Origin of the sequence: Streptomyces anatolicus (assembly GCF_019400875.1) — a bacterium.
Classification (GTDB): Bacteria; Actinomycetota; Actinomycetes; order Streptomycetales; family Streptomycetaceae; genus Streptomyces; species Streptomyces anatolicus.
The window spans coordinates 1-12366 of sequence record NZ_WMBF01000182.1; the positions used below are offsets into that span (position 1 = coordinate 1).

A 12366-nucleotide genomic window follows, 5' to 3' on the forward strand; every position below is an offset into this window, starting at 1 on the left:
CGGGAAGGGTGAGGCGGGTGTGGGGTGGGGTGAGGAGTTGGAAGGCGCGGTCGGTCTCGGCGGCGGTGCGCACGGCTTCGGTGAGCCAGGTCGTCATCGCGACGAAGGGGCGGTCCTGCATGACGACGACGGCCTGGTCGGTGACGATGTCCAGGGCCGGAGCCGAGGTGGTGTCCGGGGCCGGGAGCGCGGTGGTGTCGGTGGTGAGGGGGACGACGTCGGTGTGGGCGGCCTCGGGGGGCCAGACGGCGCCGCCGAGGACGGAGGCCACGCGTCCCGCGAAGGAACCGGCCAGCCGTGCCGCTTCGGGGACGGCGGTGGTGGCGCGGGCTTCCGTCCACCAGAACGGGCCCTGGAGGAGCGGTGCGTGACTGCCCAGGAGGCGCCCGGCCTCGCCGGGGACATGGACCAGCTGGGGCGCTTCGATCGAGACCAGCGGGTGGCCGTCGGGTGCGCAGAGCTGGACGACGGGGCCTTGCGCCACGGTGCTGACGCCCAGGTCGGGACCGCCCGCGAAGAGGCCCGCGAGGATGGTGTCGACACTGGGCATGTCGGGGGTGAGGGTGATGACGTCCTTGGTCACGGGCGCTCTGCTTCTTCCGATTCCGATTCCGGTGCCGGTGCCGGTGCTGGCGTCGGTGTCGATTTGGATTCCGGTGCTCGGTCCGGCTCTGCCGTCAAGGCGGTCTGGATGAGTTGGTGGCGACGTCCGCGCCGGACGAGGGTGCCGCGCCCGGGCGGTTGGGCCGAGGCGTACAGCCCCGGGAAGAGCTGGCCTTCCGTGCGGTCGCCGGTCATGAGCAGGGCGGTGGCGCCGGTTTCGCGCAGGGTGCTCAGGAACGGGTCGTACAGGGCGCGGGAGGCCCCGGCGACGCGGCGGGTCACGATGAAGTGCAGGCCGATGTCCTGGGCCGAGGATATGTAGGGCAGGAACGCGGCGAGGGGTTGTTGGCCGGCGGTGGTGAGGATGTCGTAGTCGTCGACGAGGATCACGATGCGGGGCCCGGTGAAGGCGGGCCCGTCGGCGAGCGTGTCCGGATCGGCGGTCTCGGGCAGCCGCTTCTCGAGTTCGCCCGCGATCCCGGTGGCGAGGGCCGCCGCGAGCTTGGCGTTGTGGGCGTACCCGCCGCGGTAGGGCTCGGGAATGTGGCCGCGCAGGCCGCGGCGGGGGTCGAAGACGCCGAAGACGAGGTCCTTGTCGGTGTGGCGGTCGACGAGCTGCCGGGAGATGAGTTTCAGCAGGTTGGTCTTGCCGCATTCGTTGTCGCCGAGGATCAGCAGGTGCTGGTCGGTTCCGAAGAGGTCCAGGAGGGCGGGGGCGAGGGCGTCCTGGTCCACGCCGAGCGGAATGCGGGCCGGTTCGGCGGCGGCGGACGGCAGCTGGACGGCGGGCAGACGGGTGGGCAGTACGCGTACGGGGGCGGCGAGTTCACCGTGCCAGGTGGCCCGGGCGGTGCGGGCGGCCTGTTCGAGGGCGGAGGCGATGTCACCGGTGGTGGCCAGGCCGTCGATGCGGGGCAGCGCCACCTGCGCGAAGAGCTTGCCGTCGGTCAGGGCCCGGCCCGGGGTGTCGGGGGAGAGCGTCTCGGAGAGCTTGCGGTCGATGGAGGAGTCGGAGGGGTCGTTGAGGCGCAGTTCGACACGGCTTCCGAACATGGACTGGGTGGCGATGCGTACGTCGTTCCAGCGCAGCATTCCGGCCACGACGTGGATGCCGTAGCCGCTGCCGCGCTTGAGGAGGTCGGCGACGGTGTCGTCGAGGTCGGCGAACTCGTCGCGCAGCGCGCCGAATCCGTCGATGAGCAGGACGATGTCGGTGGAGCTCAGTTCGGTGAGGCCGCCCTGGGCGCGCAGACGCCGGAGCTGGTCCACGGAGTCGATGCCGTGGACGCGGAAGAGTTCCTCGCGGGAGGCGAGTTGAGCGCGGACCTCGGCGACGGTGCGGGCGGCCCGCTCGTGGTCGGCGCGGCCCGCGATGCCACCGACGTGCGGCAGCCCGGACAGCGCGGAGAGCCCGCCGCCCACCAGGTCGAGGCCGTACACGGCGACGTCGGCCGGGGTGTGGGTCAGGGCCAGCGAGAGGGCCAGGGTGCGGAGCAGAGTGGTCTTGCCGGACTGGGGGCCGCCGATGACGGCGGTGTGCCCGCCGGCGACGGTCAGGTCCAGGTGCCAGGGGGCCTGCCACTGCTGGGCGGGGTCGTCCAGGAGCCCGAGGGGGACGCACATCGGAGCGCTGTGCTGGGCAAGGTGCAGGCCGTGGGCGGAGGCCCGGACGGGTCCGGCTGCCTGGTCGAGGGTGAGGGCGTCAGGCAGCGGGGGCAGCCAGATGCGGCGCACCGGGGCCGCGGCGCCGGTCAGCCGGCCGACCATCATCGAGAGAACGGTGGGGCCGGTCTCGCGCTCGCGCGGGGTGGGTTCCAGTGGTGCGTCGGCCCCGGGGTCCGGTTCCTTGTTGAAGGTGGGGTAGGGCCAGGCGAGCGGTTCGTCCGCGGACCGGTCGTGGAGAGCGGGGCCGCGGTGGGCGCCGGACACGTATCCGGCCTTGAAGCGTTCGTAGGTGGAGGTGTCGACCTTGAGGTAGCCGAAGCCGGGCAGCGGAGGCAGCTGGAAGGCGTCCACCGTGTCCAGGACCGTACGGGACTCGTCGGCGGAGAAGGTGCGCAGGCCGAGCCGGTAGGAGAGGTAGGTCTCCAGGCCCTTGAGCTTGCCCGACTCGATGCGCTGACTGGCGAGCAGCAGGTGCACTCCGATGGAACGGCCGATGCGTCCGATGGAGAGGAACAGGTCGATGAAGTCGGGCTTGGCGGTGAGGAGTTCACCGAACTCGTCGATGACGACGAACAGATGGGGCAGGGCCTCAAGTCCGAGTTCGGGGTGTTTGCCGCGCAGGGCCGCGTAGTGGCCGATGTCGGCGATGTTCCCGGCGTCCTTGAGGACCTGCTGGCGGCGTTTGACCTCGCCGGCGAGGCTGGTGTGGACGCGCTCGACGAGCCCGGTGCTGTTCTCAAGGTTGGTGATGACCCCCGCGACGTGCGGGAGTTCGGTGAAGGGGGCGAAAGTGGCGCCGCCCTTGTAGTCGACCAGGACGAGCGCGAGGTCCTCGGGGGAGTGGGTGGCCGTGAGGGCCAGGATCAGGGTGCGCAGGAGTTCGCTCTTGCCGGATCCGGTGGCGCCCACGCACAGCCCGTGCGGACCCATGCCCAGTTCGGAGGACTCCTTGAGGTCCAACAGGACTGGTTCGTGACGGTCGTCGAGGCCGATGGGGACACGCAGGAAGTCGCGTTCGCCGCGTGGCGCCCACAGTCGTTCCACGTCGAGGGCGGCGGGGTCGTCGACGCCGAGGAGCTGGGGGAAGTCCACGGGCCCGGAGATCGGCGCACCCTCGTCGGCGGCCGACTCGGCCGACAGCCGCAGCGGGGCCAGCAGGCGTGCCAGGCCTTCGGCGACCGCGATGCTCACGGCGTCCGCGGTGCCGCGGCCGGGCGGGGTGCCGGGGGCACGCAGGTCCTCGACGGTGACCTGATCACCGTTGACCGTGATGCGCACGCCGACCTCGTCCGGTTCGTGGATCTGCCGCTCCAACAGGTGCAGCACGGTCACACCCATGGCGGGCAGGCCCACCGCGCTGTCGGGGCGGGGGAGTTCGGCCGCGTTCCGCCCGTACTCGTCACTGACGACCAGGAGCCGGTCGGACATCCGCAGGGCGTCCCTGTCGGACAGGCCGCGCCGCACCTCCGCGGCATACGAGGCGCGGCGGCGCAGGTCATGGGCGCACCGGCGGGCCAGCGCCGCCAGGCTCGGCGCGATCCGCCGTGCCGCGACGGGGCCGTCGCTCTCCAGTACGTCCAGGACGTGGGGCAGCCACTTCGCCCACTCCCACTCCCCGAGGCGCTCACCCGGAACCGCGAGGGCGATCGCCACGTCATCGGGGGCGTGCGTCACGGAGGTCTGTATCAGCAGGGCCCGCGCCACCCGCAGTACGCCCTCACGATCACCGACGACGCTGACATTGCCTGCCCGGTCCAGCGGCGCGGTCAGCGGGAAGTCGGTGGCGGTGGTGAACCGGTGCTGCAGCGCCCGTGCTTCGTTCAGCATGAACGGGTCGGGCGGGGTGAGGACGTTGGTGGTGGCGTTCTGCCCGATGACGAGGGCCTGGACGGGTACATCGCCGGTGCCGAGCCGCACCCGCAGGAAGTCCGCGTCGAGTCGGCGCCGCTCCCACAGCCTGGCAGAGTCGCGCACCAGGTCGTACAGGGCGAGGGGCGGCGGGTTCAGCAGCCGCGCCCGGCCGCGCGACTCCCGCTCCGCTGCCGCCAGTTCCTCGCGCTGCTCCTCGACGTACTCCAGATACCGCTCGCGCTGCGTGCGCCGGGTGCGCTGGGCCTTCCCACGCTGTGAGAGGAACAGAGCCACCGCCCCGAGAAGTGCGAAGACGAGGACGATCGCGCCGACGGCGGCGAACTGGCTGTTGCGGATGATGGTCATCATCACCACCGAGCCCATGACACCGGCCATGGGAAGCAGCGCGGTGGCGGCATTGCCCATCTTGCCCTCGGGCAGGTTCGGCGGCGGCTCGATGGTGCGCTGCCCGGCGGGCTGGGGCGGTCGGGTGGAGCGGGCCGGGCGGTGGACGAGATGCTGGGTCATCGCACCCGCACCGCCCGCTCCATCGTCTCCGCGGCCAGCCGCACGGAGGCCTCGCGGGAGTGCTGAGCGAGCATGCCGGTGTGGATGGGGCCTCCCTGGGCCAGGTGACGGTCGTAGGGCAGGGCGACGACGGCCGCCCCGGTCTCCCGCAGATGTGCGGCGGCTGCCTTCAGGTCGAGCGTCGTATCGGGGGAGGCGGCGGACAGCGCGACCACGGTGGTGGCCAGGGCCGAGTGCGGCAGCTGGGCCAGCCAGTCCAGTACGACGCGGGTGCCACCCACGCCCTCGGCGGTCATCGGGGCCACCACCACCCGGGCGTGGGCGGTGTCCATCGCGGTGCGGGCCACTTCGCCGGGCAGGGTCTCGCAGTCGACCACCGTGACGGCGAAGTAGCGGCGCAGCGCGAGGGTGACCGTGCGGTAGGTGCGGACGTCCAGCGGGGCGCCGACCCTGCCCTGGCTCGCGGGCAGCAGCCAGCCGCCGTCGGCCACCGGGACCAGGTAGCCGGTGACGTCGGTGAGCCGCATGGCCGGATCGAGGATCGGGGCGAGGTCCGCGCAGGACCAGCGCACGGATTCGGCGCCGAGCCGGACCGGGAGGGTGCCGAGCGCGGCGTCGGCCTCCAGGGCGAGGACGGGGTCGTGCCGGTAGTGGTTGAAGGTACGGGCGAGCACCGCGGAGACGGTGGACTTGCCGACCCCGCCGCGGATGGAGGTCACCGCGATGACCCGCCCCGTGGTCACCGGCTGCTGCACTTCGCGGGCGAGCCGGGTCTGCTCGGCGACCTCCTGCCCCACCGACGCGGTCAGCTTGCGCAGTGAACGCCCGGTTCGCCGGACCGCGGAGTCACCGTGCTGCGGGCTCCCGAGGGCGCGGGCCAGACGCGGGTCGACCGTAGGGACGGACTCCGGGGTGGCCAGTGGGATACGAGGGTCGCGGGTGCCGGTGCGTACGGGGTGGGCGGGACCCGTCGGCCGAGGAGCCTGCCGTGGCTCCACAGTAGGTTCACCCTCCGTCCGGCGGAGTACAGCGGGGGGTTCGGATCCGGGAGCGTCACTCGCCCCCAGCTCCCTCAACACATTCCGCTGCCAGTCGTCTTCCTGAGCCATGCCGACCCCCTACGCGAAGGTGTCGAGCAGACGGCCGTACACACCGAACACCCCGATGACGAGCGGCAGCAACGCGATGACACCCACGGACTCCACGAGATCCCCGGCACGACGGAGCCGCACCCGCACATGCTCGGGCGGCTGAACCGCGAGCACCACGAGCGAAGTCAGGGCGAGTACGACGAGCACGCCCAGCGGTCCGGCGGCAGGGGAACGCTCCAGCCACACCACGACCAGCGCGACGACGACGACCGCCGCGGCGGCGACCAGCGCGACCACCTCGGCGACCAGCGGGAATGCCCGTGCCCGCAGCGCGAGCACCACCGCGGTGACCGTGGCGAGCAGCCAGCTCCACACGGTCGGCGCGCTGAGCGTCAGCACTCCTGCGGCGGCCGCGGAGACGGCCAGCACCACGGTGGCGATGGCCAGCCCACGGTGGGTGGCGGTCAGGGCGGTGTCCACCCGGTACCGGCTCACCGAAGACCCGCCCGAGCGCTGGTCGTCGAGCCCCGAGAGGCCGGATGCCATCAGCGCGAGTCGCGGCAGTACTCCGAGCACCACCAGAGAGACGACGGCGAGCAGGGACCCCGCTCGGGTCTGTTCGGTCGCCATGCGGGCACCGCCCTGCAGAGCGAGGGACGCCTCCCACAGGACGAGGCAGCCGAGAGCGGCCGCCGCCCCGATCAACGCGCCCCGCCCCAGTGGGGAGAACCACCCGAGGAACAGCAGCGTCAGCGTCGCGGCCAGCACCACGCCTGCCAGCCGCACGGCGCCGGACCAGTCGTTCGCGTCGGCCAGCGTCCAGGCCCCGAGGGCTCCGACAGTTCCGGCGCAGACGATCAGCGTGGCGGAGAGCCCCCGCCGCTTCATGCGCCCCAGCAGGGCCCCGGCGACGCCTGCCAGGACGGCGACGCCCACCAAGGCGCGGCCCGCCGCGGCCAGTTCGAACTCCCCGCGCGCCAACACCCCGGCCGCAAGGGCCCAGACCACGGTCGCCAGCCCGGCCACCACCCGCCGAGCCGAGGGCTGCCACCGCCAGGCCCGTCCGCCCAGATCATCGGCGGCCTCATCGGTGACGTCGTGCACAACCGGCGCCGAGGGCGCGTCCTCGGCCCGCACCAGCCGCAGCACGGCGCCGTCCGGTATCCGCGCGGACTCCAGCGTGCTGTCGTGTGCCAGGGCCGAACCGTCCGCGGTGACCAGATGCCGCAGCATCGGCCGGGCGGCGGCTTGGTCGTCGAGGAGTCGCAGCACTTCCGGAAGAAGCAGCCCGACCGGTTCCTGGGACGGCAGCACGAGATCCACCCGCCGCCGCTCTCCCACCAGGGTGACCCGGCTCAGGGCCGTACGACTCGTACCGCTCGTGCGGCTCATCGGCCCCGCAGATATCACGCGTTCGAACCTATCATCGAGAAGAAGGTGTGGAAGAAGGTGTCATGGAGGACGAGGGGGACGGGGCGGACGGTGAGGGAGAAGGCACCGAAGAGCTATAGGGACTCTTCCCGATGAGCCGATGAGAAATGAACGACCATCCCACGCACCCGGCACACAACACCGCCGCGATCACCACCCCGGCGAACACCTTCCCCAACCGCTCGTCCACCGACCGCCGCTGCCGCTGCGCACCGAAGACGAGGGCATCCCGCAACCGCCGACGCCGCACCGACACCGACTCCAGCAACTGGCTGTCGTAATCCTGGGCTGCCACGTCTACCTGCCGTTCACGATGTGCAAGCCTTCATCAACAGGCGTTGTCGTTCGGACAGTTCGCTCCACGTGAGTGTCACTCGCGCCCGGAGAGTTCTTGCAGGTCCTCCAGAGAATCTGCCACCTGACGTGAGTCCGTCACGATGGCTCCGAATTGTGAGTCGCCGGTTCCTTTTGACTCCAGTTCGCGGAGTGCCCGGGACGGCGACAACCCGCTTCTCTTCGCTTCACCCAGATGCACCAGCCAGGCGATGCCCGCGTCGATCGACACATCGCCTGCGGGGCTGTGCGGCTCGTACCCTGCGGCGTTGTCTCCGTCCGAGGCCCAGAGGTAACCGATGACATCGTCACCCACGGCTACTTTCACAAATTCGACCGGGGAGTCGGTCTCTGCCTTGTACAGCGCTGTGTTTTGCGGGAGTCTGGCCAGAATTCTATCGGTCCGGCGAGGCACTTCAAACATGTACCAGGAATCGAGTAGGTCTGGGTCTTCATCTGGAAGATCTTCGAATCCGTACTCTGTGGGAGTGCCATAAGAAGTGGAGTCTCCAGGAACGATGTCAGCTCCTGTTAGTCGCGTGATCCCGGATAGCGCAGCACGCAATCGCGGAGCGTTTGTTTCCTGCACGCCAAGTTGCCTGTGTCCACGCAGGCTGTGTGACATCCAAGCGTCTGAGAACGTGTACAGCGTTATCGTTCCGGCGCCGCTGGCCCACGCGTCTACCGAGATCATGAAAAGCTTTTCGGCGATACGGGGCTCGGCGTCACGCAGGCAGATTCCAGGTGTGGAGAGGTCGATGGTCACCACCTCGGCGTTCTCCGTACCTTCCGCAGGTGGCAAAACCCCAGACAGCTCAGCACCGGCGACCGCACTCGGAGCGGGCACAGGGACGCGTGTTCGGCTGAACATGAGGGCGCCGTCGCCCTTGGAATTGATGGAGACGTCTGCACGTGCGGCGCCCTGAGTGAGGCCGGCCTCCTGCAGGACCAGCCACGTGTCGAGAACGCCCCTCACGCAACGATCGGCGAGGCGATCACCAAGAGCCTGGGTCTTGGTCTCCCATGACCAGCTGCCAACTGGGAACATCGTGATCACAGAACACCTCGGGGGTCGACCTTGGAGCCCGGCGGTATCACGATCGTACCGTCCTCGAGCCGGAGTACGAATAGAATGCCACGACCCTTTTCGCTCTTGAGGGGGTGCTCGCCCCTGTGTACCTGAAGAAGTTCCTCTGTGATGCCTCTGGCTTTCCAGTCGGCGATCGTTCCTTGGCCGTCTACGAGCATGATCTTGACATCAGATTCAGATTTGGACAACTGGCCCAGGTTTTCCGCTTTGGCGATTGATTCAAACGGATGCTTGGGATTGTTCAAACGCTTCATCTGGTAGCCGTAGGTTTTTCCTGTGTCATCCGTCACTCGGATGTCGATATCGGCCTTGATGGAGGGGTTCTTGATCTCAAATTCGACGTTCCGCAGGCCCGCTTTGTGAAATTGATCGCCGAGTCGAATTTGGTCAATTCCTCGAATGTACTGTCCGCTGACGCCTGAGCCCAGAGATGAGACGACATCCCGAAACCCTTCGGCATGTGACAGGTGTCCGGAGCTGATAATCTCCGCGACTTCACGCCCGTACTCATGCTCTGCCAGACGACTGATGGCCTTTTCCATAACCTTGGGCTTCATGTTGTTCCTGGGAATACCACGAAGACCTTCTCGGAGTCGACGCTCCGCCTCCCCACCCCATTCCATGGGCCCCGAGGGGCCGGGGCTCGACTCGGGTGCGTTCCCGGCTTCGTCGCCGACACCGTCTGTAGCGTCAGTTTCTCCTACGGGGCTGTGGCCGGTGTCTCCCGCATGATCTCCGGGCCCGTCACTCACCTGCCCGGCGCCCGCCGCTTCTCCACCACTGTGTGATGCGCCCGCGCTGCCAGTCCCGCCTCCCGCGTGGTGTCCGGTGTGGGACGAGGACGAGTCGCCGCGTGATGTCGGTTCGTGGCCGACGGAGTTGTCGTGCGGTGGGGTGTGCGAACCGCTGCCTTGGGGAGGGGTACCGGCGTCGCCTGGGCTGCTATGGCCCTCTCCGACGACTGGGCCGTTCTCCGCGTGGCCGACGGCTCCGACCGCAGCATCGCCGCCGACATCCGTACTGGCTTCGGGTGCCCGCGCCCCCACCCCCGCCAGTTGATGCTCCCGTGACGTCACAACGGAGGGGACGCGTTCGTGGGCACGGCGTTCGACGGGGGCCGGGGTGGTGTCGGGGACGCCGTCCTTGACGATGACGAACTTGCCGTCGGTGACGTGGAGTTCGGTGGTGGCGGAGACGCGCCATACGCTGTTGGTGGACCCGGCGCCCGGGATGTCCGCGAATCCCGCGCGAGCGCGGGCGGTGACCTCCGCGATCCTGGGTATGGCCCGGGTGGTGGCGCCCACGGTCTTGGCCGTCGCGCTGAGAGGGTCGAGGGCTTCGCCGACCTTGGCCAGGGTGCCGGCCGTTTTGGCGACGGCGCCGCCCTTGGCCATTCTCGCGACGGCGGCCAGCGGTCCGGAGGCGAAGGTGAGGCCGTTGAAGATGACGGTGCCCGTGGCCTTGCCCGGGTGTTCTTCCCAGTCGTCCCAGCCGACCATGGACTTGGCGAAGGCCTTGGCGTATTGGCGGCCTTCGGCGGCCTGTTCCTTCCAGGGCGAGTCCTGCTTGTTCAACGGGTCGAAGAGGTAGGACTCCAGGCCGAGGGCCGACATGTACAGCCCCTTGCGGGCCGCGTCGCCGTCCGCGCCCGGACTGACGAGGTCGGCGAAGCCGGTGACGGCGCCGACGAGGTTGTCCTTGATGCTGACGCCGGCCTCCTCGATATGGTGGGAAAGGTCCAACATGCCGTAGGTTCTGGCCTCCGGAGTACCCCAGGGCAGCTTGTCGGCGTGCTTGAGCGCTTCGGCGGTGTAGCCGTAGACCCGCGCACCGAGCGGGCCCAAGGTGCCCTCGTAGCCCTGTGCGACGTACTGAGTGCCGTCCACCAGCGCCGTGATCTTGTTGTTGGCGGTGATCTCGGCTCTGGTGAAGGCGGCCTGGGCCTCGGCGATCTCGCCCCAGAGGGCCGTGTGCTGGTCGACCTTGTCCTGGTCCCGGGTCCACTCGGCGTCGATCTCGCCGCTGTCGGTCCTCAGACCCGAAACGAAGTCGGCCACCCGGCCCCGCAGGCGGTCAAGGCGCGCGATGACGGGCCTGACCGCGCCGGCGTACTCGTCCAGCGCCTGGGCGACCGTCTCGACCTTCGAGGCGAACTGGTCCGCCCGATCCCGCACTGGCGCCGTGGAGGCGAACAGCTCTTCCGCCTCGGGCGCCCGGTAGAAGGCCTCAAGCCCCTGGAACTTGCTGTGCGCCGCACTGCCCGCCTGACGCAGGGCCCCGGCATGGCTCCGCAGCCCGGAGGTGTGCTGCTCCAACTGCTCGAGGTCACCCGTGAAGTGAGGGACGTCCTCCGCACTGATCACAGGGAGCCCCCCGTGGGGCGAGTCGACCACTCCAGGACCGGATCGATGACACTGGAGGCGGAGCGCTGCACCTCGGCCGCGATCTCCAGGTCGCCCGTCTCGTAGGCCGCGGTGGCCACCATCGCGCCGGTGACCGACTGGCCTGCCCTGGCACCGATGTACCGCACTTCCTTCGCGGTGCCTTCGACGAACTCGACGAGCGCCGAGGCGACAAGACCCGTGACCGAACTCTGCCCCCCTTCGAAGGCTCCTCCCGATACGAGGGCCCCGGCCGACTTCGCGGCGCCTCCCAGGTCTTCACCGTACCCACCGACGTGCCGCTCCAGGGCGCCCAGTACGTCGTTCACCCGTGACAGGACGTCGCTCACCCCGCCCGGCTCGATATCCCATTTAGGCATGCCAACCCCCTGCTTCCGCCCCGTGACCCCGTATCCGTGCCGACCCGCCGCGGCAGCCGGTCAGCCGATGTTGGCGACCGCGGCCCGAGCCCGCGCGAGCGTCGACTGGGCGGTGCCGTCGTTCTGCTCCAGCGTGGTGCGCACGAGACGAATGATGTCCCGCACCTCGTTGGCGGCCTTGTTCCAGCGGACTTCCTTGCCGTGGTAGTCGTCTGACACACCATCGGCTTGGTAGTCGGCCATCGCGGCCTTCACCGCGCGGTCGCGGTCGCCGAGCACCCGCTCCAGTTGGCCGATGATGATCTGCAAACCGCCCTGAACGTCGGACGACGCGGCGGTGTCGTAAGAGCGGCGGTTCTGGTTTCCAGCCATGGTGAAGTCCCCCCTGCGTAGGAAAGTTCGGTGTGGTGCGGCCGGATCAGCCGGCGAAGCGGGCGCCGTCGAAGTTCGCCGCGCCCATGTTCTGGTGGGCGTTGTCCGACTGCTCCTGATCACCCGAGCCGAACGCGGTGTCCATGCCGGCCTGCCCACCCAGAATCGAGGAGAGCGCCCCGTTCAGATCCGCGGTGATCTCGTCCGCACGCAGCTTGAACGAGTCGAAGGTCGCCTTGCCCGCTCCGTTGAACTTGCCCTCCAGCGGCTCGGTCGCCTGGACCAGGAGGCCGATCAACGTCCCGAGGTCGTCGCTGGATCCCGCGGTGTTCTTCCCGAGCACCGCGAGAGTCGTGTCTCCCATGTCGAACTTCACAAGCCCACCCCTGTGCATCCCCGATTGTGTGGTGCGCGCCGCGAGCGAATCTGCCGTCACAGCAGGCGCATACGCCACTCACGCCCCGTAGCGTATCGAACATCCTGTCCCATCAAGCGTTGCAGGCGCAACGCGGTTGGATGCGGCGTGGCGTGATTCCGCCCACGACCCGACGGCGTTCCCTACGGCGTTCCGCTTACGGTGCCGAGACGTCGGCATGGCGGACGTGGCGGTGGCCCTCGGCCGGGTACATGGGGGGCCAGGG

Annotated in this window: 10 protein-coding genes; all 10 read right to left on the bottom strand. The window is 69.5% G+C overall.

Going from position 1 to position 12366, the window contains the following annotated elements:
- Nucleotides 1–583: DUF6177 family protein (locus GKQ77_RS17685; protein ID WP_308117699.1), on the bottom strand; the 583-nt coding region annotated here is incomplete at its 3' end.
- Nucleotides 580–4647, bottom strand: a complete 4068-nt coding sequence (gene eccCb / locus GKQ77_RS17690; protein WP_219689751.1) for a type VII secretion protein EccCb — start codon at nt 4645–4647, stop codon at nt 580–582. The genes eccCb and GKQ77_RS17685, both read right to left, overlap by 4 nt.
- On the bottom strand, nt 4644–5756 hold the full coding sequence (locus GKQ77_RS17695) for a CpaE/TadZ family protein (protein ID WP_219689752.1): 1113 nt from the start codon (nt 5754–5756) through the stop codon (nt 4644–4646). Before GKQ77_RS17695 ends, eccCb begins: the two co-directional genes overlap by 4 nt.
- Nucleotides 5757–5765: 9 nt before the next feature.
- A complete protein-coding gene (eccD, locus tag GKQ77_RS17700) occupies nt 5766–7130 on the bottom strand; it encodes a type VII secretion integral membrane protein EccD (protein WP_219689753.1) in 1365 nt (454 codons plus the stop codon).
- Nucleotides 7131–7161: 31 nt separating this feature from the next.
- On the bottom strand, nt 7162–7464 hold the full coding sequence (locus GKQ77_RS33430) for a hypothetical protein (RefSeq protein WP_308117700.1): 303 nt from the start codon (nt 7462–7464) through the stop codon (nt 7162–7164).
- Nucleotides 7465–7539: 75 nt separating this feature from the next.
- Nucleotides 7540–8559: a hypothetical protein gene (locus GKQ77_RS17710; protein WP_219689755.1), complete on the bottom strand. Its 1020-nt coding sequence runs from the start codon at nt 8557–8559 to the stop codon at nt 7540–7542.
- A complete protein-coding gene (locus tag GKQ77_RS17715) occupies nt 8556–10955 on the bottom strand; it encodes an ICP22 family protein (RefSeq protein ID WP_219689756.1) in 2400 nt (799 codons plus the stop codon). The genes GKQ77_RS17710 and GKQ77_RS17715 overlap by 4 nt, the downstream gene beginning before the upstream one ends.
- Complete coding sequence (locus tag GKQ77_RS17720; RefSeq protein WP_219689757.1) at nt 10952–11353, bottom strand: DUF6507 family protein; 402 nt, start codon at nt 11351–11353, stop codon at nt 10952–10954. Before GKQ77_RS17720 ends, GKQ77_RS17715 begins: the two co-directional genes overlap by 4 nt.
- Before the next feature lie 60 nt (nt 11354–11413).
- Nucleotides 11414–11725, bottom strand: a complete 312-nt coding sequence (locus GKQ77_RS17725; RefSeq protein WP_030780634.1) for a pore-forming ESAT-6 family protein — start codon at nt 11723–11725, stop codon at nt 11414–11416.
- A gap of 46 nt (nt 11726–11771) precedes the next feature.
- Nucleotides 11772–12101 (bottom strand): hypothetical protein, encoded by a 330-nt coding sequence (locus GKQ77_RS17730; RefSeq protein WP_219689758.1) that lies wholly within the window; start codon nt 12099–12101, stop codon nt 11772–11774.
- Nucleotides 12102–12366 lie beyond the last annotated feature (265 nt).